The organism is Hymenobacter puniceus, from assembly GCF_014333525.1.
Lineage (GTDB): Bacteria > Bacteroidota > Bacteroidia > Cytophagales > Hymenobacteraceae > Hymenobacter.
In genome coordinates this window covers 588,463-614,666 of sequence record NZ_JACSCX010000001.1, presented here as the reverse complement: position 1 = coordinate 614,666, position 26,204 = coordinate 588,463, and the positions used below count along the sequence as shown (strand labels likewise).

Genomic DNA, 26,204 nt, shown 5'->3' with positions numbered 1-26,204 from the left:
TTGCGTTGCCTATGAACCTCGCTCCCTATATCGACCACACGCTGCTGCGGCCCGATGCCACGCCAACCCAGATCCGGCAGCTATGCCAGGAGGCCGCCGCGCAGCAGTTTGCCAGCGTGTGCGTGCCGCCCTGCTACGTGCGCCTAGCCGCCGATGCGTTGCACGGCAGCGGGGTGCCGGTATGTACTGTAATCGGCTTTCCGCTGGGCTACGCGCTAGCGAAGGTGAAGTTCTTCGAGGCACACCTGGCCCTGACCGACGGCGCCACGGAATTGGACATGGTGCTGAATGTAAGCGCCCTCAAGGCTGGTGAGCTGGCCGAAGTAGAAGAGGAAATCGGGCAGCTGGCCGAGCTGTGTCACTTCCGCGGCGCCATTCTGAAAGTGATAATCGAAACGGCTTTGCTGACTGAGGAAGAAATCGTGACGGCCTGCCGGCTGTGCGCTGAGGCCGGGGCCGACTTCGTGAAAACGTCCACCGGCTTTGCCAGTCGAGGCGCTTCGGTGGCCGATATTGAGTTGATGCGGCAGTCGTTGCCGGCTACTATCCGTATCAAGGCTTCCGGTGGCATCCGGGCCCGGGCGTTTGCGCTAGCGCTGGTTGCAGCCGGCGCCGACAGGCTAGGCTCCTCCAACAGTCTGGCTTTGCTTGATGACCATGATGAAACCCCTACTGCGTAACGTGCTGTTGCTTCCCGCATTTCTGGCCCTGGGGGCCTGCGCCGCCACCGCGCCCGCCACCACCGGCCCTACGGCCCCGGCCGATACTTCCAAAACCCGCGCTGCCCAGGCCGCACCCGCCGTGCCCGCCGAAGACCTGAGCCGCTACCGGCCCGTTTTCACTGCACCCAAGGAAACGGTAGTGCTGGCCGCACCGCGTACCGCCGTAGCGCCCGCCAACCACGTGAATCCCCAGATTGAGCAGCGCCTGCGCGACCAGGCTTTCACCAACCAAAATGTGAAGTACGCCCAGGGTTTCCGCATTTTGGCCTACGTGGGGCTGGAGCGCGAGCAGGCCATGAGCATCCGCCGCGCCGTTATCAGCCGCTACCCCGATGAAACCGACTACCTGACCTTCAAGCAGCCCGTATTCCGTCTCTACATCGGTGATTACCTCACGCGCCTTGAAGCCGAGCAGGCCATGCTCCGCATCCGGCCGCTGGCTCCCAAGGCCGAGCTGGAATCGGCGCAGGTGGTGCTCAACAAAACTGCTTTCTAGCCGTGGCTACGCTGCGCGAGTTGCAATGGGAAGAGCTGGATTTGCTGCAGGGACTGGAGGCGTTGCCCATCGAAAATGAGAATGGCGGCATCGGGTATAGTGTAACCCAGGCCAGCCTGCAGCTACTGCTGACGCTGTGGCCCTATAGCGGCGTAGTGGACCTGACAGTGGTGGAGCGCCAGAGCCGGAACATACTTCTGGATTTTACGGTGGCCGTGCGCGGGCGCATCCGCTACAACAACGACAAGCGCGGCCAGTACCTGGAGTTTGCTGACTGCGTGCTGGTCGGCCGGGTTACTTCATCAGCCGAGCAGTACGAGGCGGCTTTCAGCCCTAATACTTTCGGGCGACCTATGCTGGTGGCTATTCATCCGTCTTTAAGCGTGCTATTCGAGTAGCCGCCTTCCTTCGTTTTTCTGCCTTATGCAACACCTGCTTTCCCGCATCAAAGCGCTGGCCACCGAGCACGCCGCCGATACCGTTGCCCTGCGCCACCACCTGCACGCGCACCCCGAGCTGTCGTTTGAGGAGCATAATACCGTGGCCTTCGTGACCGAGCAGCTGCGGCAGCTGGGGCTGCAGCCCCAGCCCATTGCCAAAACCGGCGTGGTGGCCCTCATCGAGGGCCGCAACCCGGCCTCCCGCACCGTGGCCCTGCGCGCCGACATGGACGCGCTGCCCATCACAGAGCAGAACGAGGTGCCCTACAAATCCCAGAACCCCGGCGTGATGCACGCCTGCGGCCACGACGTGCACACGTCGTCGCTGCTGGGCGCGGCCCGGATTCTGGTGGCGCTGCGCGACGAGTTCGAGGGCACTGTGAAACTGATGTTTCAGCCCGGCGAGGAGCGGCTGCCGGGCGGCGCCAACCTGATGATTCAGGAAGGCGTGCTTGAAAACCCCAAGCCCGCCAGCGTGCTCGGTCAGCACGTTTTCCCGATGCTGCCCGCCGGCCAGATTGGCATCCGGCCCGGCCGCTACATGGCCAGCACCGACGAGCTGTACCTGACCATACGCGGCAAAGGCGGCCACGGCGCCATGCCCGAAATGAACCTCGACCCTGTGCTGGTAGCTGCCCACATCATTGTGGCGGCGCAGCAGATTGTAAGCCGCCGTGCCAACCCCAAGCTGCCGTCGGTGCTGTCGTTTGGCAAAGTCATTGCCAACGGCGCCACCAACGTCATTCCCAACGAAGTCTACATCGAGGGCACCTTCCGGACGCTGAACGAAGAGTGGCGCGACGAGGCCCACGGCCACCTGCGCCGCCTCTGCGAAGGCCTCGCCGACTCGATGGGCGCCAGTTGCGAGCTGGAAATCCGGCGCGGCTACCCATATCTGGAAAACGAGCCCAAGCTCACGGCCCGCGTGCGCGCCGCCGCCGAGCAGTACCTGGGTCCGGAAAACGTAATTGAGTTGGACCAGTGGATGGCGGCCGAGGACTTCGCCTACTTCTCGCAGGCCGCCGACGCCTGCTTCTACCGCCTCGGCACCCGCGCCGAAGATGGCCGCTTTGCCTCCAGCGTGCACACGCCCACCTTCGACATCGAGCCCAAAGCCCTGGAAACCGGCCCCGGCCTGATGGCCTGGCTCACGCTCTGCGAGCTAAACGCGGGATAAGAGGAAGCAGCGGAGAAATTGTGCATCTGCGCTTATACCACGGCTGGCCGCCTGCCCGTTAGGACCAGACTTTACCTTCAATGATGCTATATATGCGCCGCCAATTTCTACTGCTAGCCGCTTGCCTGCTTGCCACTGCCGCCACTGCCCAGCGCCGCATCACGGGCATCACCACGCTGCTGCCCGAGGCGCAGGCTGAGTTGGCCCTGACCGGCGACGACTACGCGCTGGCGGCATTCAATCTGGGGGCCCAGACGGTGAGCTCCGGCCGTAAATTCTCCACTGCTCAGCTACGTCTGGGCTACGAGCACTTCTGGAACGAGCAGTGGAGTGGGGGTGGCCTACTGAGTGTGTCCTCATACGACAGGGGCTTCAACGATAACAGCGGCAGGAGCCGGGACTACATCATCACGCCAGAAGCCTTCGTGCGCCATTGGAACACCTTGGGTAGCTTCAATTTCCGGCAGCGGCTAAGCGTAGAGTACCAGATGCCGCTGGCTGATGGCGCCGAAAGTCGTGCCCTCACCCGCCTGCGCCTCGACCTGGACCGGGTGTTTCCGCTAGGCACCAACCTGGCGTTACGCCCGCGCATCTCCTACGAAGCCGCCGCCTTCCTGCGTCTGCAGCGCGACGAGCTGGAGGAGAAAGAACGGGTAATCGACTTCGGTACTCTGCGCGGTGAAATCGGTGTGCGTTTGTCGCCCCACTTTGATTTCACGCCTTGGGTGGCCTCGCAGACAGAATATTATAATACTGAGGTGCAAACGGATGCTAATGGCAATATTACCAACGTTGGTGGGCGCTTCAATAAAATACTTCCCGCAATTGGGCTGGACCTACGCTTTACACTCTTCAAAGGCGGCGCTGTCTTCGAGCGCCGGCAGCTGCCCACGCAGCACTAAAGTTGGTTAAGTGACTTTTTGTCGGTAGTAGCAGAAAAGAAAAAAGCGCCAGTACGGAGCTTGAGATGAAATTTTGTCAATATTTCATTGGTGGCTCGATACAGTGATTTTCTTTTTAAGGACAAATTGTCATTATGCGTTGAATGGTATGGATTTTATAGAGTAGAGGTGTGCTTGTAAGCACAATTTCATCTTCTGACTCAACTAAAAATTCTGTACCCATGGCAACTCTGCTGTATAACAACCGTCCTGCTCTTCGTCCTTCGCGTGCTTTCAATGCCGTCCTGAACGACATGTTGCGCGATACACTGCCCGCCGTAAATCAGCTATCCAGCACTTTTGCTCCGGCCGCCGACGTGCTGGAAACGGAAGCTGGCTTTGAGCTGCACCTGTCGTTGCCGGGCGTAGCCAAGGATGCCGTCAACATCGACTTCCAAGATGGCCAGCTCGTTGTCAGCGGCGAGCGGAAAGCGCCTGAGGCCACCGAAAATGCACCCAAGTACCACCGCACCGAAACCGACTACGGCAATTTCACCCGTAGCTTCCGCCTCCCCGATACGGTTGATATAACGGCTATCAGTGCCGAACTGACCGACGGTATTCTGCGCGTACAACTGCCTTTTGACAGCAAGAAAGTGACGAAATATCACATCGAAGTGCGCTAAGCATTGCAAGTTCTGCAAAAAAGGCACCGGGTTGGGTGCCTTTTTTGTTGGCTCGTCTGTTGCTAGAATAGCAGTGGCAAAACCAGTGGTGGAATCAGGGAGGTTGGTCGACTCAAAACAACCTCTCGTCTGGTCCGTGCAACCTCATACTGGTTGGGTCGCATCTTTCGTTGCAGAAGTGCAATCCATAGGTAGTTCACGCTCGGTTTTGTAAATTCGGTTCTCCTCTTTTCCCTCTTTCATTCTTCTTCTCCATGCAAGCAAAACAAATGATGCTCGGTCTGCTCGGTTCCGCTGTACTTGGTGGTAGCGTGGCAGTGGGTGGCTACAAGCTGCTGGAACCAGAGCGCACCAATGTGCCTCAGGCCATAGCGGCTGACCCCAACATTCGGTACACCAGTGAGCTGCGCAGCAGCAACTACGTGGTGCCCGAGGGCCTCAACTTCACGGCCGCCGCTGCTTCCGTGACGCCGGCTGTGGTGCACGTCATGACTGAATATGCGCCTAAGGCGGGCCAGGGTGGCGGCAATGCCCGCATGGACCCCTTCCTGCGCCAGTTCTTCGGCGACGAGTTCGAGCAGTATCAGCAGCCCCAGCGCGGGCCGCAGCAGGGCTCCGGCTCGGGTGTAATCATTGCCGCCAATGGCTACATCGTCACCAACAACCACGTTATCGATAAAGCCGATAAAATTGAGGTGGTGATGGACGACAAGCGCAAGTTCGAGGCTGAGCTGATTGGTACCGACCCGACCACTGACCTGGCGCTGCTGAAAGTGAAAGCCGATAACCTGCCCTTCATTCGTTACGGCAACTCCGACCAGGTGAAAGTAGGGGAGTGGGTGCTGGCCGTAGGCAACCCGTTCAACCTCAACTCCACCGTGACGGCCGGTATCATCTCGGCCAAGGGCCGCAATATCAACATCCTGCGCGACCAGCAGGGCATGGGTATCGAGAGCTTCCTGCAGACTGATGCTGTGGTAAACCCCGGTAACTCGGGCGGTGCGCTGGTGAACCTCAACGGTGACCTGATTGGCATCAACTCCGCCATTGCCTCGCAGACGGGCTCATTTGTGGGCTATTCCTTCGCTGTGCCCAGCTCTATCGTGAGCAAGGTGATTGACGACCTGCTGAAGTATAAGGTAGTGCAGCGCGCTTTGCTGGGCGTACAAATCCGGGAGGTAGACGCCACGCTGGCTTCTGAAAAGAAGCTGAGCAGCCTGAGCGGAGTTTACGTAATGGGGTTGAGCAAAAATAGCTCGGCTGCTGATGCTGGCTTGCGGGAAGGTGACATCATCACCGAAATCAACGGTGCCAAGGTAAACACCTCGTCGCAGCTGCAGGAGCAGGTAGCCCGCTTCCGCCCCGGCGACAAAATCAAGGTGACATACCTGCGCGGCTCCGACTCGCGCACCACATCGGCCACGCTGCGCAACTCTACCGGCACCACCGACATCATCCGGGAAGAGCTGGCCAAGGCCATCAAGTATGAAGGCGCTACACTGGCCCCGGTAAGCAAGCAGGAAATGAATAAGCTGGGCCTGGAAGGCGGCGCTAAAATCAGCGGTGTGCAGGGCTCCAACTTCCGCGAAACTGGTATCGGCGACGGCTTCATCATCACCCGCATCGACAAGAATAAAGTAAGCAAGCCCCAGGATGTAGAGCAATTCCTGGAAGCCGCCAAGGAAAGCCAGGGCGCGCTGGTAGAAGGCGTGTATCCCGACGGCCGCAAAGCTTACTACCCCATCGGGCAGGCCGAGTAGTTAACGGCTTGAGTAGTGCTGAGAATCTGAGGATTCTTGAGGGGTAGATTACCTGATATAGCTAAAAAGCGCCTGCTGCAACTGCAGCAGGCGCTTTTTTGTGTTCCAATTTCAGCACCAGTAGGTAGAGGAAACAGCCGGCCCAAACCAATTCATTAGCTTTGCTGAACACGAGCCCACATTCCCACCCACCCCCACATACCCGCTTTTCTTTCCCATGAAACAAGCCCTCGAAGAAGCCACTGCTACCGGCACCGATGTACAGGACCACGACCACCATGGCATCCGGCAGGTGTTGCGCGAGCTGGGCGTAGAAGCTACCAACGCCGCTTGGAGCACCGGCCTGACCTGGGGCGGCCACGGCAACAGCCAAACCCGCGCCATCCACTCGCCCACCGACGGCAAGCTGATCGGTAGCGTCACGTTTGCTACCGCCGACGACTACGAGCAAGTGGTGCAGAAAGCGCAGGAAGCTTTTCTGACCTGGCGGACTGTGCCGGCCCCTAAGCGCGGCGAAATCGTGCGCCAGATTGGCAACAAGCTGCGCGAGTTTAAGGAGCCGCTGGGCAAGCTGGTGAGCTACGAGATGGGAAAAATCCTGCAGGAAGGCCTCGGCGAAGTGCAGGAAATGATTGACATCTGCGATTTTGCGGTGGGCCTCTCGCGCCAGCTGCACGGCTTCACGATGCACTCCGAGCGGCCGGCGCACCGCATGTACGAGCAGTACCACCCGCTGGGCGTGGTAGGCATCATTTCGGCCTTCAACTTCCCGGTGGCCGTGTGGAGCTGGAATGCTATGCTGGCCGCCGTATGCGGCGACACCTGCATCTGGAAGCCCTCGGAGAAGACGCCGCTGGTAGCGGTGGCCGTGCAACATATCATTCAGGACGTGCTGCGCGAAAACGAGTTGCCCGAAGGTATCTTCAACCTCGTTATAGGCGACGCTGAGATTGGGGCGGCTATGGCCGCCGACGGCCGCGTGCCGCTGGTATCGGCTACGGGCAGCACCCGCATGGGCAAGAAGGTAGGTGAAGTGGTAGGCGCCCGCCTAGGCCGCGCGCTGCTGGAGCTAGGCGGCAACAACGCCATCATCCTCACCCAGCACGCCGACCTGGAAATTGCCATCAGAGCCATAGTATTCGGGGCCGTGGGTACGGCTGGGCAGCGCTGTACCACCACCCGCCGCGTCATCATCCACGAGTCCATTTTCGAGGATGTGAAGGCGCGGCTGCTGAAAATCTACCCCAACCTGCCCATCGGTCACCCGCTGCAGGACGGCAACTTGGTAGGGCCGCTCATCGACAAAGATGCCGTGCAGGCCTTCACCAAGGCCCTGGAAGCCGTGCAGCAGGAAGGCGGCAAGCTGCTCATCGGCGGTGAGGTGCTGAGCGGCGCCGGCTACGAAACCGGCACCTACGTGACGCCCGCGCTGGTGGAAGCCGACAACGCCTACCACACCGTGCAGGAAGAAACCTTCGCGCCCATCCTGTACCTCATCAAGTACAGCGGCGACGTGGAAAACGCCATTGCCATTCAGAACGGCGTGCGCCAGGGCCTCTCGTCGAGCATCTTTACGCTGAACATGCGCGAGGCCGAAGCCTTCCTGGCCCACACTGGCTCCGACTGCGGCATTGCCAACGTGAACATCGGCACGAGCGGCGCCGAAATTGGCGGCGCGTTCGGCGGCGAGAAGGAAACCGGCGGCGGCCGCGAATCCGGCTCCGACGCGTGGCGCGTGTACATGCGCCGCCAAACCAACACCATCAACTACAGCACCCAGCTCCCGCTGGCCCAGGGCATCAAGTTCGATTTCTAGCTGAGAAAAAGCCACAAGCTATAAGCGGCAGGCCACAAGCTGACACTCAAACGTCAACTCGTAGCTTGCCGCTTATAGCTTGTGGCTTGTTTGGCTACATCCCTATTTTAATGTCGCCGTGGCCTTTGTAATACAGTGCGTTACCGTTGCGTAGTACGTAGTAGAGCCGGTAGAGCTTGCCTTGCTGGAAAGTGCTGCCGCTGACGTCAAGTAAAACCGCCAGACTCGTGCTGGCAGTAGTAGAGGTGTAGCGAGTCAGTACCGCTTGGTAGTTGGCGTCCACTATTACAAAGCTGCACGTTACGGCCACGGGCGCTTCGTACTGGAAGGCGGCTTGCACCGTAGCCGGATTGGGGTAGGCACTGAGGCGAGACACTGTGCCGTTGACAGTTCCATTCAGATCCAGCCCCAAGTCCTTAAACAAATCCTGCTCCTGCTGATTCCAGGGGCCGTCCAGCGTCCAGTCCGTGGGGTCGGTGGCGCCGGTGGGGCGGTTGTTTACATCGCGCACGGTAAACCCACCGTTGGGGCCGAAGTTGATGGTGGGGTCGTTGCGGTCCTTTTTACAGGCAACAAGAGCGGTGGCGGCAAAAAACAGAAGCGGAAGAAACTTCATGCGGCGAGATTAGCTTAACGGAAAGAATAGCAGATAAGGCAGTTGCAAACATACTGCGCTGTGCGGCAATGTCGGCGAGTTGGTGCAACCCTGGTGCCACGCGGCTGTCTTTCATCTGCTTGCCCTTCAGAATGTAGCAGCTTCGCTTGGAAAGTTGGATATTTACTGACTTTCGCTTGTTTCACCTTCCGCTCTTCACTCATGGAAGCTTTTGCTTATACCGATATCAACGCCCCGCTGGTAGAGCGGTGCCGCCTGGGCGACCGGCGGGCCCAGGCCGAGATATACAAGCGCTACTCCAAGGCCATGTTCAACGCGTCGTTGCGCATCACCGGCAACTACGCCGAGGCCGAAGATGTGCTGCAGGAAGCCTTTCTGAGTGCCTTTCGGGAGTTGCACAGCTATAAAGGTGACTCGTCGTTTGGCTCGTGGCTGAAGCGCATCGTCATCAACAAAAGCATCAACTGCCTGCGCAACCGGCGCCTGCAGCTGGTGCCGCTGGGCGAGCAACACGATGCCGCCGCTGGCCCCGACAGCACCGACTATGCTGCCGACAGCGACGAAACCCACTGGCGCGCCGACGTGGTGCGCCGCTGCGTGCAGGAACTGCCCGACGGCTACCGCGTGGTGCTGACGCTGTACCTGCTGGAAGGCTACGACCATGCCGAAATTGCCGGCATTCTGGGCATCACGGAGTCCACGTCGAAGTCGCAGTATAGCCGGGCCCGCAAGAAACTGCTGGAACTGGCCAGCCAGCGTGGCCTCACCGCTTAAGTTCCCCACCTTTTTGCTTTTCTCCTGATAGAGCCTTCCGGCAATTTCGGGAAAACATAGTGCCTAGTACCACCCCCGACATGAACGATAAAGAAACCGGTCTGGAAAATTTCGTTGAGCGGCACCGCGCCGACTTCGACGTGTTTGAGCCGCGCCCGGACTTGTGGGACGCCATTGAGGCGCAGCTGACGGAGCCCACGGCGGCTACGCCTGCTGAGCCGCCAGTGCCCCTGCGTGTAGTACGCCTGCATCCGGCCGCCGAACAACCTGCTGCACCCACGGCCGCCGCCCGCCGCCCCATGTGGCTGTCGCGCCCTGCCATTGCAGCTGCACTGGCTATTCTACTGCTGGCTGGCATTGGCGCTATCTGGAGCAGCAACAGCCGTTCCGCTGCCTGGACTAGTGTGGCTGCTGTGGCGCCGCGCCCCGCAGTGCCCGTCCTTGAGGAGCCCTCCGGAATGTCTTACGGGTTTGAGTCGGAGCCGGTAGCGGCAGCAGCGGCGGTTTCGTCGGCGCAGCGCCTGACGCAGGAAGTGCGCCGCATGGAAAGCTACTTTGCCGTGCAGATTGAAGAGCGGCAGGCGGAGCTGCAGAAGCTAGAGGCTACTATGCCTGCCAGCGGTGCCGCCGACTGGCAGCGTGAGCTGGCTGGCCTCGACTCCACCTACCGGCAGCTCAAACAGGAACTGTACCGCAACCCTGAGCCTACCGTGGTGCTTGACGCCATGAACCGTAATCTGCAGATTCGCCTCGACATCCTGAATCAGCAGACCCGCACCCGGGAGCAGATGCAGGAGTATCAGGCACAGGGCACGTCGGCCGCCACCAATCAGCCTCAGCCATGAACCAGCTTCTACGCCAGCTTCTGAACCAGGCGGTGCTGCTGGGTGGCCTATTGCTGGCCGGCAACAGCACCGTACAGGCCCAGTTGGGGCCTGTGGAAGTGCATTTCTACCAGGCTGGAGTTGATGCCGCGCCAGTAGGCTTGCAGGGCGGCCCCGCCGATGGGCAGGTTGTGCAGGGCCCGCAAGGCCCGCAGGATGAAGCTACTACGGCGCCCGCCATCGAGAAGACGCGCCGGATAAGCCGCACCTTTGGAGTTCCCGCCGGCAAGCCGTTTGCCCTCAATACCCGCTACGGCCGCGTGCTCGTGAACGTGTGGAACCGCCCGGAAGTCCGCACCGATGTAGACATCATCACGCGGGCCGAAACGGAAACTCAGGCCCAGCAGCTCCAGGAAATGATTCAGGTGCAGCTGCTCGAAAATGACCCTGCCACGGGCGGTATTTCCGTGAACTCGCGCTTTGGCACGATGCCCCACGGCTGCTGGAGCCGCACCAAGCTCTACGAAGTAAACTACACAGTGTGGGTGCCGCGCAACACGCCGTTGCACGTCTTCAACACTTTCGGCGACGTGAGCATCAACGGCGACCTGACCGGCGCTACCGAGCTGGCGGTGGAATACGGCACGCTGCGTACCGGCCGCCTTGATGGCCCACAAAACCTGCTGCGCGTCGGCAATGGGCAGGCTTCGGTGGTGTATGCCCGGCGCGCCAGCATTGATGCCTCGTACTCGCGGCTGCGCCTGGATGCCGGCCTGCTGGTGGATTTGCGCAACAACTACTCGGATATTGACATCGGGACAGTGCAGGATCTGACTGTGCACAGCAAGTACGGCGACGTAGCCCTGGGCACGGTGCAGAACCTGCGCGGCACTTCCGGCTACTCCAAGTTCAGCATCGACAAGCTCTCTGACCGCCTCGACATGACGGTGCAGTATTGCCCGAACTTCGAGGTGCGTAACACCGGCAAAAACTTCCGCGTCATCAACCTTGATGGCGGCTACAGCACCATCCTGCTCAACTTCGCCGATGACGCCGGCTTCAACTTCGACGTGAACACCCAGCACGGCAAGCTGCTCGTGGATAAGAAGCTGGTGCGGGTGGAATCAGAGGAAAGCGGCCCGGCCTCCAGCGACATGCAGGGCACGTTTGGCGTGGCCAGCCGCAGCCGCTCGGCCGCCAGCAACGTCAACATCAAAGTGCGCTACGGCAACGTCCGTTTCAACCGGTGATTAGGTAACAAAGCCCGTCATGCAGAGCGGAGCGAAGCATCTCGCTAGTGTGGTAGAATCACTACACCGGCGAGATGCTTTGCTCCGCTCTGCATGACGGGCTTTCTACTTTACTACTTCATTACCCGATAGACGCCGTTCTTTGTGACATGCGTACTCGTTTTTGCGGTTTGTTGTTCTCGTTGCTGCTAACCGGGCCGGCTGTGCCGCTGCTGGCCCAAACTCCTGCTGCTATGCCTGCTGCCCCGGTTCCTGTTGCGTTGCCTTCCCAGATGCGCACCTACGCTTTGCGCCTCAGCCCTGGCCAGGATGTGCGCCAGCAGCTTAATGCTTTTGTGGAGCAGCACCAGATAAAAGCCGGCGCCATCGTCACGTGCGTTGGCAGCCTCACGCAGGCCACGCTGCGGCTGGCCAACCAGGAGGGCCCCAGCGTGTACCGCGGCCACTTTGAAATCGTGAGTCTGGTCGGTACGCTTTCCACCAACGGCAGCCACCTGCACCTCTCTGTTTCCGACTCCACGGGCCGCACGCTGGGCGGGCATCTGCTCGATGGCAACCTGGTGTACACCACCGCCGAACTGGTGCTGGGCGTGCTCGACGACGTGGAGTTCCGGCGCGAGCCCGACCCCACGTTTGGCTACCGGGAGCTGACCGTTTATCCGGCTCCCAAGAAGCCCCGTAAGCCTCGCCAGGCGTTGCGCTAGCCGGCTGTTCGGCGAAGCTATATAGGCCCCGAAAATTTATTGCTTTGCCGGGAGCTGCGCTGTTTCAGGGCCGCTTTTCCGTGCGTATACTTGTAGGAATATCTGTTGGCTCCGCGCGGGCCGCGGCTATCCATTGGCTTCTTTATTTATCCTTTTTAATGCAACTACGCTCTTACGGGGCAGTGCTGGCTTTGCTGGCCGCCGCGCCCCTGGCCGCGCAGGCCCAGAAAACCGCCGCGCGTCCGGCTACTCCCGCTGCCACTGCCACCGCGCCTGCTACCGTCCTGCCGCCTCTCGTCGATTCGCGACAAGCCATAACCCAGGCCGTTACGCTCTACGACCAGGGCGACTACACCGGCGCCATTGCTCTCTACCGCAGCATCACGCCCGGCGACACGCTGTATGCTGCCGCCCAAAGTGAGCTGGCGACCAGCTACATAGCCCTGGAAAAATACCAGGAAGCCGTGGAAGCCGCCAGCCGTGCCCTTGCCCAGCCCTACCACGACCCGCAGCCCTACATTGCGCTGTCGTGGGCCGAGGAAGAACTCAAGCACCCCGACAAAGCGCAGGCCGCCTACGACACCGGCCTCAAGTATTTTCCCTACAACCAGAGTCTGTGGTTCAACCAAGGGGTGTTTCAGGTAGCCACCAAGCAGTTTGCGCCGGGCTTCGTCAGCCTGCAGCGCGGCGTAGCTCTGAAACCCACGCACCCCAACAGCCACTACCAGCTGGCGTACGTGGCCAGCCGCCAGGGCCACACCAGCCACGCCATGCTCAGCATGCTCACGTATCTGCTGCTGCAGCCCGCCGCCGGCAGCCACAACGTGCTGGTGGCGCTGGAGCAGCAGGCTGCCCGCACGGCGGTGTTGGAGGAAGCAGATAGAATTGCGCCCTTCACGCCCAACACCGCTTTTCAGGAGCTGGACGCGCTGCTGGACTCCAAGATTGCGCTGCGCAAAGACTATGTGTCGAAGGTGAAGTTTGATGCGGCGCTGGTGAAGCAGCTGCAGCTGTTGATAGAGAAGTTTCCGGCCGCGCCCAATGCCACTTCCGACGACTTCTGGCTGCGTCTCTACGGCCCGCTGGTGGCGCAACTGCGCCTCAACGACAACCTCACTACCGCCACCTACCTCGCCCTGGCCTCCGCCGACGACAAGAAAGCGGCCCAGTGGATCAAGGGCAATAAAAGCCGCATCGAGAAATTCTACACGGCCATTTCGCCGGCCTTGCTCCAGATCCGGGAGCAGCAGCCGTTTGTGCACGACGGTAAGCCCGTGCTGGCCAAAGGCTGGTTTGACGATAATGGTGTCCTCAACGGCATCGGCGAAGGCACAGTGGAAGGGGAGGAGCGCCGCTTCACCGGGCCGTGGCTGTTCGTGGATGAGAATGGCGCCAGCCAGCAGCAGGGCCTCTACAGTGCCGACTTCAAGCGCACCGGTCCTTGGCGCCTCTACTATCCCACTGGCGTGCTGGAGCGCGCCGCCACCTACCGCAACGGCGAGCTGGACGGCCTCGTGCGCGACTACCACGACAACGGCCAACCCGCCGTGGAGGCCACCTACGTGAATGGCAAGACCGAAGGCGTGCTCAAGGTGTTCAGTTACTGCGGCGAGCTAAGTGAAACCCGCACCTTTCGGGCCGGCGACCTGAACGGCCCCTACCGGGAGCTGTACCCGGACGGCAAAACCAAGATGCAGGTGGAAATGCGGGCCGATAAGCAGGAAGGCGTAAAAACCTACTTCTACCCCGACGGCATCAAGGAGTACGAGTACACTTACCTGGATGGAAAAAAGCTGGGCGCTTTCCTGGTAAACTACGCCGACGGCACGCCTGAAAAGCGCGGCACCTACGACCAGGATGAACTGCATGGCCCTTACACCGAGTACTTTTCCAATGGCCAGCTGGAAAATACCGGCACCTACACCCGCGGCAAGCGTACCGGCCTGTGGAAAAGCTACCTCGCCGATGGCAAACCCAACGACGAAAAAAGCTTCGACGAGGCCGGCGAGCTGCACGGCACCTTCCGCGACTACACGTACCAGGGCAAGCTGTACTCGGAGTCGGAGTACGAACACGGCCGTATCACGCGCCAGCGCTACTTTGACCCCGCCACCGGTAGCCGCCTGCAGGATACGCCCATACCCAAAAAGGGCCGTGTGGCCCTCCAGACCTATGGCGCCGATACCGGCACAACGGGCACCGGTGCTTATGTGGATGGGCTGATGGAAGGCGAGTGGCACTGGAGCTACGCCAACGGCCTGCTGCAGCAAATCCGGCACTACAAGCAGGGCCAGCAGCAGGGCCCGTCTCTGGAATACTACGCCAATGGCCAGCTCAAGCAACGCACCAGCTACGAGGGCGGCCAGCTGGAAGGCAGCTTCGAGAGTTTCTTGCGCGACGGCCAGCGCTACCAGACCGGCTACTACCGTGCCGGCCAGCAGCAGGGCCTCTGGCGCGAATACTATGCTGACGGCCAGGTGAGCGAAGAGTATGAAATGCATCAGGGCCAGAAAAACGGCCTCTCCCGCAGCTTCGCTCCCAATGGCAAACTCACGGAGTCGCGCGTGTATGGCTTCGGGCGCAAGCTGCAGCTAACCACCTACGACACGCTGAGCCGCGTTGTCAGTCACGTGGCGCTCCGGCCCGATACCAAGGAGTTTACCTTCGCCTTTCCCGGCGGCCAGCCCCACTACCGCACCCAGGTGGCCTGCTACGAAAACCGTGGCCCGGCCCGCTGGTACCATGCCAGCGGCAAGCCGGAAGTGGAGTTCAGCTATGAAGCTGATCAGCGCCACGGCCCCTACAAGTCTTACTACAGCAACGGCAAACTACACCAGGAAGGTCGTTACATTAACGGGGAGCGGCACGGCGAATGGAAGGACTACTACGCTTCGGGCCAGTTGCGCTCGGTGATGAACTACCGCTACGGCAGCCTCGGCGGGGAAGTGCGCTTCTATTTTCCCAACGGCCAGCTCGAAACCCTGCAGAACTACCTCTACGGCATAGCCGAAGGCCCTTCGCGCTACTACAACCCGGCCGGCGAGCTGATTGAGGAGCGCATGTATGAGCACGGCAGCCTCGCGGCGTTCCGCAACGGCACCAACCCCGCCGAGCCGTGGCAGCGCATCGAGAAGCTGGCTGGCCCGCTCAAAACCACCTTCGCCAACGGCAAGCCCGCCGCCGACCAAACCGTGAAGGGCGGTATCCTGGACGGGCTCCGCACCACCTACTACAGCTCAGGCCAGGTATTCCGCCGCATGGCCTTCCAGAATGGTCTGCTAACTGGCCCGCTCACCAGCTTTTACGCCGACGGCAAGCCGATGGAAGAGGAAACCTACCTGCACGATGAGCTGAACGGCCTCAGCCGCTACTACCGCCCCGACGGCACCCTGGAACGCACCGAAACCTACCGCAGCGGCGAGAAGCTCGGCCCAACGGTATATTACGATGCCCAGGGCAAGCCCACCAAAACCGAAGTGTACTGGAACAATTACGTGTATGAAGGCAAATAACCGGTTTGGTGGCGCCCTGGCGCTGCTTTTTAGCGCCGCCCTGCTGGCCGCGCCGCACAGTGCCCAGGCCCAGCAGCCCACGCAGCTGGTAGCCGAAATGCAGGCCCAGTTTCCGGGCGAAAAGGCCGTGTACCTCGACTACCGCACCGACCTCACTTTCGCGGTGCAGGGTGACTCGGTGGTGGTGCTGGCCCGCCACCACCAGGACATGCTGCACCTCGATGCGCAGTCGGCCATGTACGCCAACGACAAGGTGTTCAACTCCCACTTCAGCCGCGTGCAAAAGCTGGACGCCCGCACCCTGGTGCCCGCCGGCAACAGCTACAAAACGGTAAAGGTGACCGACTACAAAGAGAAGTTCGAGGTGCAGTCAGGCATCTTCTACGATGACACCCGCTCCACCACCTGGAGCTTTCCGGCCGTGACGCCCGGCGCCCGCACCGTGACCGACTATACCGTGCGCCACCCTGACCCCCGGTTTCTGCTGCCGTTTTACTTCGGCTCCTACGTGCCCGTGCGCCACGCCGAGCTGACCATCACGGCGCCCAAAAATGTGAAAATCAGCCACCGCATGTTCCATGTCGAGGGCCTCAAAATTAGCTTCAGCAAACAGGAAAAAGGCAGCACCATCACCTACCGCTGGAGCGCCGACGACCTGCCCAGCCCCCCGCGCGACTCCGACGGCCCCGAAGCAGCCTACTACCTGCCGCACCTCGTGTATTTCGTGGAGGAAGTGCCTACGGCCGATGGGCAGGCTCGGCGCATGCTGGCCGGCGTGCCCGAACTCTACAGCCTGTACTCCGGCTTCGTGAGCAAGCTCGATCCGCAGGAAAGCCCCGCGCTACGCCGCGTGGTCGATTCGCTGGCGGTGGGCGCTAAAACCGAGCAGGAAAAGGTGCAGCGCGTGTACTACTGGGTGCAGGACAACATCCGCTACGTGGCCTTCGAAAACGGCATGGGCGGCTTCATCCCGCGCGACGCCGGCCTGGTGTACGCCAAGCGCTACGGCGACTGCAAGGACATGGCCAACCTCACCCGCGAGATGCTGCGCATGGCCGGCATCAAGTCCTACCTCACCTGGATTGGCACCCGCGACCTGCCCTACCGCTACTCCGAGCTGGCCACGCCCGGCGTCGACAACCACATGATAACCACCTACGAGGCCAGCCCCGGTCAGTACGTGTTCCTCGACGCCACCAACAAATACATGCCGTTTGGGATGCCCTCGGCCTTCATTCAGGGCAAAGAGGCGCTGCTGGCCATCGATGGCAAGAACTGCAAAGTGGTGCCGGTGCCGGTGATGAGCCAGGAGCGCAGCCCGGTTTCGGACGTGTCGCAGCTGGTGCTGGACGAGAAGGGCGGTTTGCGCGGCAAGGGCAGCCTGCAGCTGCTGGGCTACCCCAAGGTGATGCAGAGCTACGCCCTCGACGGCCTCGACCAGACCGAGGAAACCAAGTACGTGAAGGCCCTGCTGGAGCGCGGCAACAACAAGTTCTTTGTCGACAAATACAGCGTCAGCCACCTCGACACCCGCGAAAAGCCGCTCACCATCGACTACGAGTACCGCCTGCAGGACTATGTGCAGAAGCTCGACGACGAAATCTACGTGAACCTGAATTTGGAGCAGCCCTACGCCCACGACAAGATTGACGCCGCCAAGCGCCGCCTGCCGCGCGTGAACGAGTACGCCACCCAGAACCACACCCGCACCGAGCTGGAAATTCCGGCCGGCTACGACGTGGAGTACCTGCCGCCCACCGCCGAAATGCGCGACCCGGTGTTCGGCTTCAAGGTGAAATACGAGCGCCAGGGCAACAAAATCGTGCAGGACAAAGAAGTGTACATCAACTACCTGATGCTTCAGCCCCAGCAATTTGCCCAGTGGAACACCGTGGTGGACAAGCTCAACGCCGCCTACCGCGAAACCGTGATTTTCAAGCGTAAAAAGGCCTGAGCACGGCAGCGTGGGCGTCCCAAGGCTGAAGCCCTAGGCTACGCAGGGCCCAACGGCCGCCGCTGACTAGCCAAGGGCTTCAGCCCTGGGACGCCCACGCCGTTTGCACGAAACCACCATATTCTGCTTCCGACGACCGGCCCAACGGCCTCAATAAGCTGCTGGACCGAACCCGTGTTATCCATCGGCAAAACTGCGCCTTCCGGCGCCTATTTTATACTTCTATGACCTTCTTTTCCGTTGCCCGCGCCACTGCTGTTTCTCTGCTGCTACTCACTTCAGCCGCGCCGCTCCAGGCCCAGCAGGCGCCCAAAACGCTGCAGTACGCCACCTATAACTGGGATGCCCAGCGCACCAAGCGTCTGCCCGTGACGGAGGCGGAGGTCAAGCTGCCGGCCCTGATTCTGCGCGACTTCACGGCTCACGAGTTCAGCGCCGCCGAAAAAGAGCTGCAGGTGTATTCCACCGAGCACCGGATTCTGCGCGTCAACACCTCCGACGGCATCGAGCAGTTCAACAAAATCTACATCCCGCAGGACGGCGGCCGGCTGGTGTACCTGAAGGCTCGCACCATCAGTCCGCGCGGCGAGGTGGTGGAGGTGAGCGAAAGCAATATGAAGGAGCTCAAAGACCAGGATGGCGGCCGCGGCTTCAAGATTTTTGCGGTAGAAGGCGTGGAGAAAGGCTCGGAAATCGAGTACGTGTTTCTGCGCGAGCGGCCCGCCAAGTTCTTCGGCCGCGAGTACCTGCAAAGCAACCTGCCAGCCCATGATGTATCGTTTGAGCTGATTTCGCCGGAGGCCCTCACCTTTGAAACGCGCGTGTACCACGGCCCCGCCGCCCGCCCCGATACGGTGGTGGCCGGCAAGCGCATCATCCGGATAAAGCTGCCCGATGTAGCCGCCGCCCGCGAAGAAACATTTGCCGCCAGCAACGCCGAACGGATCCGCTTGGAGTACAAGCTGGCCTATACCACCCAGCGCGGCCGCACGCGCCTTTTCACCTGGGCCGACGCCAGCCAGTACCTGCACGGTACCGTGTACTCGCTCAGTAAAGACGAAACCAAGGCCGTGGATAAGGTGCTGAAAGATGCCAAGTTACCCGCTGGCGGCGACGTAGAAACCCGTGTAAAGACGCTGGAAAACTACCTCAAAACCAGCTTCAACTTGGCCGAGGACGGCGAAAGTACCCTCAACCGCATTGCCGCCACCAAAAACGCCTCCGAACTGGGCATGACGCGCCTGTTTGTCGCGCTGCTGCGCCGCCAGAACATCGAGCACGAGCTGGTGCTAACCTCCGACCGCAGCGACGCTGTGTTCGACGACACCTTCGACACCTGGAACTACCTCGACAACTACGCCCTCTACTTCCCCGAAACCAAGCAGCTGCTGGCCCCGTCGCGCCCCGATTTCCGCTATGGCATGCTGCCTCCCGGCTGGACCGCCAACAAGGGCCTGTTTGTGCGCACCGTGAAGCTGGGCTCCACCGAGTCGGCTGTGGGCACCGTGCGCGACATCCCGACCCTGACCGCCGAACAAAGCCCCAACGACCTAGCCATTCAGGTGAAATTTACGCCTGAACTGGATAAGGCCCTCATTGACGTGCACCAGGTGCTGGGTGGCTACCACGGCCAGCAAATTCAGCCTTTCTACTCCCTGATTCCGGAGGAAAAGCGCACTGAGGTGATGCAGGAGCTGGTGAAAGGCAACGTACCCGACGCCACCTTCCAGAGCCTGAAAGTAACCAATGGCGAAGCCAACCTGAACCCGCTTAATAAACCGTTTCTGGTGGATGCCAGTGTGGAGTCGTCGGCACTGCTCAACAAAGCAGGCCAGCGCTACCTGTTCAAAATCGGGGAGTTGCTCGGGCCGCAGTCGGAACTGTACCAGACTGAGGCCCGGCAGTACGACGTGGAAAACGACTTCAACCGCCGCTACAACCGCGTGATTACGCTGGAGCTGCCCGCTGGCTACCAAGTGCGCAACCTACAAGACCTGAACGCCGACGTGAAAGCCGGCCCCGACGCCAAAGACCCGCTCTATTACTTCACCTCCAAGTACGCGGTGCAGGGCCAGACCGTCACGGTCACCATCACGGAAGCCTACCGCCAGATCCGTTGGCCCAAAAAGGACTTCGAAGCCTTCCGCGATGTGGTAAACGCCGCCGCCAACTTCAATAAAGTGGTGCTGGTGCTGGAGAAGAAAGGCTAAAGAGCTAGTTCCCCTCCTCTCCAAGGTGGGGAACTAGATTTAAAAGTCACTGTTCGGCATGCCGAATATTTTCTGTTCTTTGTAGTAACCTGCTTTCAGCCGTTTACTGCCATGTCCCAACCTGCCGCTTCCCTAGATACGCCTGCTGCTGCCGCCTTTCGCCGCACGATTTCCAGTTCCTTGAAGCTACGCCTGTTTATGCTGCGTAGCTTGCCGATGGCGTATCTGGCGGGGCTGCGGCTGCGCGAAATCACGCCGGAGCGGGCCGTTATTACGGTGCCGTTCAAGTATCTCACCCAGAATCCGTTTCGCAGCATCTATTTTGCCTGCCTGAGCATGGCCGCCGAAATGGCCAGCGGCATGCTGGCCATGATGCATATCCAGGGCCAGGGCCGCGTCTCGATGCTGGTGGTGGGGCTGGAAGCCGAATTCACCAAAAAGGCCGTTGGTTTGATTGCCTTCACCTCCGAAGATGGCCAGCGCATTGCCCAGGCCATTGCTGACAGCCGCGCCAGCAACGAGGGCCGCACCGTGGTGTGTACCAGCACCGGCGTAGACCAGGCCGGCGACACAGTAGCCATATTCCGGATTACGTGGTCGTTTCGGGCGAAATAGAAAGTGCCTCAATTCATTTGCAGCACATTGTAATAATAGCTCAGTAATATTAAGTTATATGAATAAGTACGCTTTTCTTTGCCTGTTATCAGGTGTTTTGACCGTGTGTTACTCTGCCAATGCGCAGTCTGTCAAATCTGTAGCGGCTACTCAAGAAGCCGGCGCTGCTCCAAGTCAAGCCTATTCGCAAGTGGCAAGTGAAATAGCCGACTTGATGCGAAGAGCTACTGTTCTATCTGACGATAAAGCGCTGACGTTGCTACGGAAGGAAAGTCCTACACTGATAGCACGAGCCGGAAAAGTGAAACCACTCTATGTTCGTTGGTTGAAGACTCTGTCTCCAGCCGAAATAAGAGCGGAAGAAAAAAGATTAAGTGGGTCCTCTTGGGGGAAATACTTTACCAATCTTGAAAATAGTTTAGAATCCGCGCCTATTGGAGCGAAAGTGAGTCGTAACCGTGCTATTGCAGAGTATGTTATGAGTCTCATGACTATTTTCAATGGGGTATAATATGCAAGCTAAAAGCGCGTCGTGCAGCGCATAGCAGCTTGCTATATAGCGGCTTGGATTGCAGCAACAATCTTTACCACTCCAAGGTCCTAACCGGTAGTTATGCGTTTTATTATTACAGCTTTGCTGTTATTAGGGGTGCTGGCCTCAGGCCAAGCCCGGCCGCTGGTGTGGGTGCAGCTAAACCTGGACCCGGCTACGCACCGCTTCACCTGCCACTACACGTTTCGCCTGTCGGCCTCCGACACCAGCTCCGTACTGAAGCTCAACCTCAACCGGCAGTTTCAGCTGCAGCAGGTGCGCAGCACCGGCGCCGTGCCCCCGCGTACCACGCGGCTGTTCTACCCGTTTTTTGGGGATACGCTGCAGCAGGTGACGGTGCGCTTCGGCAACGGCCCGGCCCGCCGCCAGGTGGAGCTGACGTACGCGGGCACCCTGGGCAAAGGCAATTTCGCGGCCGACGTGAACGTGCTGAGCGGCCACAGTAACTGGCTGCCATTCCGGCCCTACGCCGAGTATGAAGTGGTAGACTACGAACTGGCCGTGCGGGTGCCGGCCGGCTATCAGGTGCTGAGCACCGCCGCGCCGCGCCGGCAGCGGGCCGGGAGCTACGCTTTCCGGGGCAGCACCAGCGCTACTGAGTTGACGGCTATGGTGGCGCGGCAGTTCGAGCAGCTGGTGGCCGGCAGCGCGCCGCGCATTACGGTGATGAAAGCCGCCGCTACACCGGGGCGGCCGGATTCTGTGCTGTTGCAGAAAACCCAGGACATCGTGGCATTTTACAACCGCAGTATCGGCCGCCAGGACGCGGTTGCACAGTTCACGGTTTTCCTGCCCGGTACCAACCACGAAGCCTACGGCCTGCTCGACAATGCCGCCGTCATCACCTACACTGATTTCGACGTGGCCAAGCGGGGAGATTTGCTGATTCTGGCCCACGAGATAAGCCACAGATGGTGGGCTTACGGCTCGTATCACGACGACAGCGCGTGGCTGAACGAGGCCTTCGCCACCTATTCCAGCCTGCTCTACCTGCAAGCAAGCGGAGATGCCGAGGGCTACCGGCAGGAGTTAGCGAAGCTGGCCGCCTCGGCCGCCGGTGCGCCGCCGGTCCTGGGTTTCAACCGCTACCAGCACGAGCCGGCCGTTTTCCGCCGGGTGGTGTACAACAAAGGCACGGTGATCCTCGCGGCCCTCCACGACCGGCTGGGGGCCGAGCCATTCAACGCCGTGCTGGCCGCCACGGCCGCCCGCAAAGTATCCACCACGGCCGGCTTTCTGGAAGTAGTAAGCCAGCTTGCCGGACAGCCCACGCGCGACTGGCTGCTGGCCGAGCTGAGCCGCTAGCGCGGTTTCTGTAGCGTGAACTTTGTAGTTGGCGTCTCCGCGCTGTTCTGGTGCTTGTCGTTCCGGGTCGCGAACTATAAAGTTCGCGCTACTTTCAGGCGGTCAGGCTGACTTCAACATTGTCTCAACCCAACCCCGTTACCGTTTCCCCATGAAGACGATTCTGCTGGCCCTGCTGCTTTTTATATTACGCATATCCTCTGCACAAGCCTGTTCCTGTGTGAGCGGCGCCCGTGTTTCCGAAAAGCAGCAGATTGCGGCTGCATACCAGCGCGACGCCCTGATATTCGTGGGCAAGGTGGTGAGCGTTGAAACTGTGGTGACGACAGATTCCTTACGGGTGGCGGACACCGGACCGGTGGAAAAGCAGTTCCATCTGATTCGGCGCGAAACGCTGCGCTACACTTTTGCCGTTTCGCAGCAGCTGAAAGGAACGGCTACGGGGCCAACGGTACTGATAGCCAGTGAAGCCTCCAGCTCTATGTGTGGCAAGCAGTTTAAAGTAGGCTCCGAGCAGCTGATATACGCGTTTCTGGTGACGCAGAAAGCTTCACCCTACGGCGGTGAGCCGGAAAATATTACGCCGTACTATGAAACCAGCTTGTGCAACCGCAGCCAAGAGTTGAGCCAGGTGAAACCGGCCGAACTGAAGCAACTGCGGAAACTCGCTAAGGCTGGCTAGCGGCGAAGGTTCAGTAGCAGCTCAGTCCTCCTCACCGAGCCGCTCTTTGGTGATGACGTTCACCATGCCGTCCTCACTCACCACAATGGCCAAACACGGATACGGGGAGGTTTCGACGTAGCGGATGGCCGAGTTGTAGCGGGCGCCGCGGGTGCTGGTGCCGCGGCCCGAAGCTTTGCCGTCCAGAATCACGCCGATGGAGTAGCAGTAGCTGTCGGGGTCCAGCAGCACGGCGCCGTCGATGCTGGTGACAAGGCGCGTGATGAGCGGCGTAAGTGGCACCGGCTCAATGAGCGTGCACTGCAGCTTCAGGCGGTCGGCTTCAGCCAGGGCTTCGGTGGTGATGACGAGCAGCGTGCCGTGCTTCTGGCGGCTGGCTTCCAGCACCACATCCCAGAGGCGCTCAATCTTGGCCGGATCAGTGAGCTGAAAGGTGCGCTTGAGGTCTTTGCGGAAACGGCTGCGGTTCACGCGGAAGCGGGGCAAGCTGGGCTGGCTGTAAATCGTGCGCATCAGCACCTTGCCGTCGTGCTGAAACTCCCAGGCGTAGTGGTTAATGAAGTTGATGACAAACACGTCTTCGCGGGCCGGGTCATAGGTGCCCACCAGGCGGCCCAGCGCATACACGTTTTCACTGTCGGCCAGCAAGCTCACGTCGGGCGTGGTCATCTCCAGCAGCTTACGCACGGCGCGGTAGTCGGTGAGCGGGGTGGGGCAGGTGAGTGCAAACACTTCCTCCAGATTGGGGTGGTGCCGCCGCGCCAGAATGACTTTGCCCACGCCCTCGGCGCCTTCGTAGCGGAGGCTGGAAATGGTGTTGAGCGTGTGAAACAGCCGGGCTGCGCCCGGTTCGGCCCCAAGGGCCTGTGCGGGCGTGTCGAGCAGGCTTTTGCCGGCGGCGCGCAGGATTTCCTCGGTTTCGCGGGGGCGCACCAACAGGCCCGAGCCGGGCTCCGGCTCGCTCAGCAGCTTCACGCATTCCTCGTGAAAACGCTGCATGGCCGAAGTCAGCAACGACGGCATCAGGGGGCGGCCGTCAGTGTAGTAGCGGTTGGCGCGCAGCGAAGGGTAGCCCCGCAATGGCTTGCGCTGCACCCGCAGCACGGTCATCACGAAAAAGCCATGAATCTCGATGGGCCAGCCGCAGATGTGCTGGTGCTGAGTGTGCTCGTCGAGCTTGTCGAGGACAGTTTGCACGGCTTTGCGTACGCCCAGGCCTTCGTGGCGACGACGCACCATCTCGGGACTCACGTCGTCGCGGCCCGCGAAGGGTGGGGCGGTCTGGCTCTGCAGAATGCGACCCTCGGCTACTACGCCCGCAAAATGCTGCGCATCCAGCCCGCAAATAGTTGGCTCCAGGCAGGCGGTGAGTGAAGCCGCATCGGGCTGGGTAGGCAAGGCCAGCAGCAGCACGTAAGGCTCCAGCTCTTCGTCGAGCGCGCTGAACAGCCCATCGGCCAGCACCTGCGCCACCTGCCGGAACCGGGCCTGATGCGGCCACACCCGGAAAGCATCGGATACGGGGGCTTCGTAAGTGGGCGCGACGGGCGGCGCGGAAAGCAGCGGGAGCGGGGAAAGCATGCGGATACGGATTGAAAAGCGGCCCGCTAGCCTGGGCCGCCACACGACAACAACGCCGGGCGCGCTTTGATAGACGCAAACCACCGGCAAGTATTTTAAAAAAGGCTGAACGACTTCTAGGTCGTTTACCTCGAACGACCCAGCTGAAGCTGCCAGAACCGTCGCGCTGATGGCCATGCGCAACTGGCGCGCCCGACCGCCAGTTGGATGGCTACGCCCTACACTATCGGACCGAAAATTCCGGGGCTACAGCTGAAACAGCACCGGCAGCACCATCTTCTGCCGCACCGGCTCGCCTTTGTAGGTGGCGGCGGTCCATTTGGGCGCGGTTTTGATGAGGCGCAGCGCTTCCTGGTCGAGGCCCGAGCCGAGGGGCTTGAGCACTTTGGCGTCGGTGAGCGAGCCGTCTTTTTGGATGATGAACTCCACCATCACGCGGCCCTCAATCTTGCGCTGCCGGGCCAGGGCGGGGTACTGCTGGTTTTTCTGGATCCACTCGAAAAAGGCCTCTGTGCCGCCCACCGGCCGCGCCGGCTGGTCGGCCTTGACGGTGGTAGTGCCTCCGCTCGGTACGCCAGGGGCAATGAAGGCTGTGCCGGTAGTTGCCGCGTCGTCGGCGCCGGCCGGAATCTGGAACGAGATGGGCACGGTTACGCGCTGGCGCACCTTGCCGCCTTTGTGCATAGCCGGGGTCCAGCGCGGGCCGGCCTTTATCAGGCGCAGAGCCTCCGCATCCAACTCGGGGTCGAGGGGGGCGGCCACTTCCGCGTTGGATATGCCGCCGCTCTTTTCCACCACAAACGTGACCGTAACCGTGCCGGCCGCGCCGCGCTGCAGCGCCGCCGTGGGGTACTGCTGCTTGTCGGCCAGGTACTGGGCGTAGGCGTCAAGCCCGCCAACCGGCACGGCGGGCTGCGCTACCGCATCATAAATCTGGTCGGCAGGTGGGGCCTTCGGGTACTTTAGTTTTTGCTGGGCCTGCCCGGCGGCCGGCAGGGCAAGAACAGCAACCAGTAGCAAGCGGCGGAAAGTGGAATGCATAGCGGCGAGGAAAAATCAGCGAAATACCTGTCCCGGAATTGCCGGGCCCTGCTCAACAACCGCACCAGGGGCCGCCCGGGTTCAGCCTCTACGCAGCAAGCCCGAAAATCGGCTATTTTTACCGTATGGCACCTGACACTCCTTCCGCATCGGCCGACACTCCGGCCACCCCGTCGCCTTCATCGTCGTCGCAGGCGCACAACTCCAGCCGTGCGCCCGAGCCGGTGGGTTTGTATCCGCACGCTAGGCGCGCCGGCAACCTGCTGTTTCTGTCGGGCGTGGGGCCGCGCCAGCGGGGGCAGAAGCACGTGCCCGGCGTGGAGCTGGACGAGGACGGCAACATCCTGCAGTACGACTTCGAAAGCCAGTGCCACGCCGTGTTCCAGAACGTGCGCTACATTCTGGAGGAAGCCGGCGCCCGCTGGGAAGACCTCGTGGACGTGACCGTGTTCCTGACCAATATGCAGGACGATTTCCACACCTACAACCGCCTCTACGCGACTTATTTTGCTGACAATCAGCCCTGCCGCACCACGGTGGAAGTCAACTGCCTGCCTACACCCATTGCCATCGAGCTGAAGTGCGTGGCGGCTATCAGCTAAGCT

At 60.8% G+C, this 26,204-nt stretch carries 23 protein-coding genes; 20 read left to right on the top strand and 3 right to left on the bottom strand.

Features of this window, described 5'->3' with window-relative positions; all coding sequences use genetic code 11:
• Positions 1 to 11: 11 nt before the first annotated feature.
• The 8 genes from deoC (at position 12) to amaB (ending at position 7,978) form a co-directional block, all read left to right on the top strand.
• A complete protein-coding gene (deoC, locus tag H8B14_RS02560) occupies positions 12 to 680 on the top strand; it encodes a deoxyribose-phosphate aldolase (RefSeq protein WP_187314052.1) in 669 nt (222 codons plus the stop codon).
• A complete protein-coding gene (locus H8B14_RS02555; RefSeq protein WP_187314051.1) occupies positions 658 to 1,218 on the top strand; it encodes a sporulation protein in 561 nt (186 codons plus the stop codon). Before deoC ends, H8B14_RS02555 begins: the two co-directional genes overlap by 23 nt.
• Positions 1,219 to 1,220: 2 nt before the next feature.
• A complete protein-coding gene (locus H8B14_RS02550; RefSeq protein WP_187314050.1) occupies positions 1,221 to 1,616 on the top strand; it encodes a hypothetical protein in 396 nt (131 codons plus the stop codon).
• 25 nt (positions 1,617 to 1,641) lie between these two features.
• Positions 1,642 to 2,835, top strand: coding sequence for a M20 metallopeptidase family protein (locus H8B14_RS02545; RefSeq protein WP_187314049.1), 1,194 nt, complete (start codon positions 1,642 to 1,644; stop codon positions 2,833 to 2,835).
• Positions 2,836 to 2,927: 92 nt separating this feature from the next.
• Complete coding sequence (locus tag H8B14_RS02540; RefSeq protein ID WP_187314048.1) at positions 2,928 to 3,737, top strand: hypothetical protein; 810 nt, start codon at positions 2,928 to 2,930, stop codon at positions 3,735 to 3,737.
• Between the two features lie 221 nt (positions 3,738 to 3,958).
• On the top strand, positions 3,959 to 4,402 hold the full coding sequence (locus tag H8B14_RS02535) for an Hsp20/alpha crystallin family protein (protein ID WP_187314047.1): 444 nt from the start codon (positions 3,959 to 3,961) through the stop codon (positions 4,400 to 4,402).
• Positions 4,403 to 4,656: 254 nt separating this feature from the next.
• Positions 4,657 to 6,162 (top strand): Do family serine endopeptidase, encoded by a 1,506-nt coding sequence (locus tag H8B14_RS02530; RefSeq protein ID WP_261989850.1) that lies wholly within the window; start codon positions 4,657 to 4,659, stop codon positions 6,160 to 6,162.
• Positions 6,163 to 6,379: 217 nt separating this feature from the next.
• A complete protein-coding gene (gene amaB, locus H8B14_RS02525; protein WP_187314046.1) occupies positions 6,380 to 7,978 on the top strand; it encodes an L-piperidine-6-carboxylate dehydrogenase in 1,599 nt (532 codons plus the stop codon).
• Positions 7,979 to 8,072: 94 nt separating this feature from the next.
• Here the strand turns inward: amaB and H8B14_RS02520 are convergent, their stop codons facing one another.
• Positions 8,073 to 8,594 carry a hypothetical protein gene (locus tag H8B14_RS02520; protein ID WP_187314045.1) on the bottom strand — a complete coding sequence of 174 codons (522 nt, stop codon included), beginning with the start codon at positions 8,592 to 8,594 and terminating at the stop codon, positions 8,073 to 8,075.
• A gap of 201 nt (positions 8,595 to 8,795) precedes the next feature.
• Here H8B14_RS02520 and H8B14_RS02515 point away from each other — a divergent pair, with 201 nt between their 5' ends.
• The 11 genes from H8B14_RS02515 (at position 8,796) to H8B14_RS02465 (ending at position 22,977) form a co-directional block, all read left to right on the top strand.
• On the top strand, positions 8,796 to 9,368 hold the full coding sequence (locus H8B14_RS02515; RefSeq protein ID WP_187314044.1) for an RNA polymerase sigma factor: 573 nt from the start codon (positions 8,796 to 8,798) through the stop codon (positions 9,366 to 9,368).
• A gap of 80 nt (positions 9,369 to 9,448) precedes the next feature.
• Positions 9,449 to 10,213, top strand: a complete 765-nt coding sequence (locus tag H8B14_RS02510; protein WP_187314043.1) for a hypothetical protein — start codon at positions 9,449 to 9,451, stop codon at positions 10,211 to 10,213.
• Positions 10,210 to 11,442, top strand: coding sequence for a hypothetical protein (locus tag H8B14_RS02505; RefSeq protein WP_187314042.1), 1,233 nt, complete (start codon positions 10,210 to 10,212; stop codon positions 11,440 to 11,442). Before H8B14_RS02510 ends, H8B14_RS02505 begins: the two co-directional genes overlap by 4 nt.
• 149 nt (positions 11,443 to 11,591) lie before the next feature.
• A complete protein-coding gene (locus tag H8B14_RS02500) occupies positions 11,592 to 12,146 on the top strand; it encodes a PPC domain-containing DNA-binding protein (RefSeq protein WP_261989849.1) in 555 nt (184 codons plus the stop codon).
• A 158-nt stretch (positions 12,147 to 12,304) separates the two neighbouring features.
• Entirely contained in the window at positions 12,305 to 15,658 is a 3,354-nt protein-coding gene (locus H8B14_RS02495; RefSeq protein ID WP_187314041.1) for a toxin-antitoxin system YwqK family antitoxin, read from the top strand.
• Positions 15,645 to 17,612, top strand: coding sequence for a DUF3857 domain-containing protein (locus H8B14_RS02490; protein ID WP_187314040.1), 1,968 nt, complete (start codon positions 15,645 to 15,647; stop codon positions 17,610 to 17,612). Before H8B14_RS02495 ends, H8B14_RS02490 begins: the two co-directional genes overlap by 14 nt.
• Positions 17,613 to 17,836: 224 nt before the next feature.
• On the top strand, positions 17,837 to 19,822 hold the full coding sequence (locus tag H8B14_RS02485) for a DUF3857 domain-containing protein (RefSeq protein WP_187314039.1): 1,986 nt from the start codon (positions 17,837 to 17,839) through the stop codon (positions 19,820 to 19,822).
• A 111-nt stretch (positions 19,823 to 19,933) separates the two neighbouring features.
• Entirely contained in the window at positions 19,934 to 20,437 is a 504-nt protein-coding gene (locus H8B14_RS02480) for a DUF4442 domain-containing protein (RefSeq protein ID WP_261989848.1), read from the top strand.
• A gap of 58 nt (positions 20,438 to 20,495) precedes the next feature.
• Positions 20,496 to 20,948 (top strand): DUF2059 domain-containing protein, encoded by a 453-nt coding sequence (locus tag H8B14_RS02475; protein ID WP_187314038.1) that lies wholly within the window; start codon positions 20,496 to 20,498, stop codon positions 20,946 to 20,948.
• Between the two features lie 102 nt (positions 20,949 to 21,050).
• Positions 21,051 to 22,295, top strand: coding sequence for a M1 family aminopeptidase (locus H8B14_RS02470; RefSeq protein WP_187314037.1), 1,245 nt, complete (start codon positions 21,051 to 21,053; stop codon positions 22,293 to 22,295).
• A 151-nt stretch (positions 22,296 to 22,446) separates the two neighbouring features.
• Complete coding sequence (locus tag H8B14_RS02465) at positions 22,447 to 22,977, top strand: hypothetical protein (protein WP_187314036.1); 531 nt, start codon at positions 22,447 to 22,449, stop codon at positions 22,975 to 22,977.
• 21 nt (positions 22,978 to 22,998) lie between these two features.
• On the opposite strand, the gene H8B14_RS02460 is transcribed toward H8B14_RS02465, so the two are convergent.
• Together H8B14_RS02460 and H8B14_RS02455 are read right to left on the bottom strand one after the other, a co-directional pair.
• Complete coding sequence (locus tag H8B14_RS02460) at positions 22,999 to 24,558, bottom strand: DNA integrity scanning protein DisA nucleotide-binding domain protein (protein ID WP_187314035.1); 1,560 nt, start codon at positions 24,556 to 24,558, stop codon at positions 22,999 to 23,001.
• 246 nt (positions 24,559 to 24,804) lie between these two features.
• Positions 24,805 to 25,599 carry an energy transducer TonB gene (locus tag H8B14_RS02455; RefSeq protein WP_187314034.1) on the bottom strand — a complete coding sequence of 265 codons (795 nt, stop codon included), beginning with the start codon at positions 25,597 to 25,599 and terminating at the stop codon, positions 24,805 to 24,807.
• A 125-nt stretch (positions 25,600 to 25,724) separates the two neighbouring features.
• Between H8B14_RS02455 and H8B14_RS02450 the strand changes: the two genes are divergently transcribed.
• Positions 25,725 to 26,201 (top strand): RidA family protein, encoded by a 477-nt coding sequence (locus tag H8B14_RS02450; protein WP_187314033.1) that lies wholly within the window; start codon positions 25,725 to 25,727, stop codon positions 26,199 to 26,201.
• Positions 26,202 to 26,204 lie beyond the last annotated feature (3 nt).

What these genes read in the sequence shown, in the direction of transcription:
- H8B14_RS02515 (WP_187314044.1), top strand. Translation starts at nt 8,796, where the DNA reads ATGGAAGCTTTTGCTTATACCGATATCAACGCCCCGCTGGTAGAGCGG.
- H8B14_RS02530 (WP_261989850.1), top strand. Translation starts at nt 4,657, where the DNA reads ATGCAAGCAAAACAAATGATGCTCGGTCTGCTCGGTTCCGCTGTACTT.
- H8B14_RS02520 (WP_187314045.1), bottom strand. Translation starts at nt 8,594, where the DNA reads ATGAAGTTTCTTCCGCTTCTGTTTTTTGCCGCCACCGCTCTTGTTGCC.
- H8B14_RS02455 (WP_187314034.1), bottom strand. Translation starts at nt 25,599, where the DNA reads ATGCATTCCACTTTCCGCCGCTTGCTACTGGTTGCTGTTCTTGCCCTG.
- deoC (WP_187314052.1), top strand. Translation starts at nt 12, where the DNA reads ATGAACCTCGCTCCCTATATCGACCACACGCTGCTGCGGCCCGATGCC.
- H8B14_RS02490 (WP_187314040.1), top strand. Translation starts at nt 15,645, where the DNA reads ATGAAGGCAAATAACCGGTTTGGTGGCGCCCTGGCGCTGCTTTTTAGC.
- H8B14_RS02485 (WP_187314039.1), top strand. Translation starts at nt 17,837, where the DNA reads ATGACCTTCTTTTCCGTTGCCCGCGCCACTGCTGTTTCTCTGCTGCTA.
- H8B14_RS02465 (WP_187314036.1), top strand. Translation starts at nt 22,447, where the DNA reads ATGAAGACGATTCTGCTGGCCCTGCTGCTTTTTATATTACGCATATCC.
- H8B14_RS02545 (WP_187314049.1), top strand. Translation starts at nt 1,642, where the DNA reads ATGCAACACCTGCTTTCCCGCATCAAAGCGCTGGCCACCGAGCACGCC.
- H8B14_RS02495 (WP_187314041.1), top strand. Translation starts at nt 12,305, where the DNA reads ATGCAACTACGCTCTTACGGGGCAGTGCTGGCTTTGCTGGCCGCCGCG.
- H8B14_RS02480 (WP_261989848.1), top strand. Translation starts at nt 19,934, where the DNA reads ATGTCCCAACCTGCCGCTTCCCTAGATACGCCTGCTGCTGCCGCCTTT.
- H8B14_RS02500 (WP_261989849.1), top strand. Translation starts at nt 11,592, where the DNA reads ATGCGTACTCGTTTTTGCGGTTTGTTGTTCTCGTTGCTGCTAACCGGG.
- amaB (WP_187314046.1), top strand. Translation starts at nt 6,380, where the DNA reads ATGAAACAAGCCCTCGAAGAAGCCACTGCTACCGGCACCGATGTACAG.
- H8B14_RS02555 (WP_187314051.1), top strand. Translation starts at nt 658, where the DNA reads ATGATGAAACCCCTACTGCGTAACGTGCTGTTGCTTCCCGCATTTCTG.
- H8B14_RS02540 (WP_187314048.1), top strand. Translation starts at nt 2,928, where the DNA reads ATGCGCCGCCAATTTCTACTGCTAGCCGCTTGCCTGCTTGCCACTGCC.
- H8B14_RS02460 (WP_187314035.1), bottom strand. Translation starts at nt 24,558, where the DNA reads ATGCTTTCCCCGCTCCCGCTGCTTTCCGCGCCGCCCGTCGCGCCCACT.
- H8B14_RS02505 (WP_187314042.1), top strand. Translation starts at nt 10,210, where the DNA reads ATGAACCAGCTTCTACGCCAGCTTCTGAACCAGGCGGTGCTGCTGGGT.
- H8B14_RS02535 (WP_187314047.1), top strand. Translation starts at nt 3,959, where the DNA reads ATGGCAACTCTGCTGTATAACAACCGTCCTGCTCTTCGTCCTTCGCGT.
- H8B14_RS02475 (WP_187314038.1), top strand. Translation starts at nt 20,496, where the DNA reads ATGAATAAGTACGCTTTTCTTTGCCTGTTATCAGGTGTTTTGACCGTG.
- H8B14_RS02450 (WP_187314033.1), top strand. Translation starts at nt 25,725, where the DNA reads ATGGCACCTGACACTCCTTCCGCATCGGCCGACACTCCGGCCACCCCG.
- H8B14_RS02470 (WP_187314037.1), top strand. Translation starts at nt 21,051, where the DNA reads ATGCGTTTTATTATTACAGCTTTGCTGTTATTAGGGGTGCTGGCCTCA.
- H8B14_RS02510 (WP_187314043.1), top strand. Translation starts at nt 9,449, where the DNA reads ATGAACGATAAAGAAACCGGTCTGGAAAATTTCGTTGAGCGGCACCGC.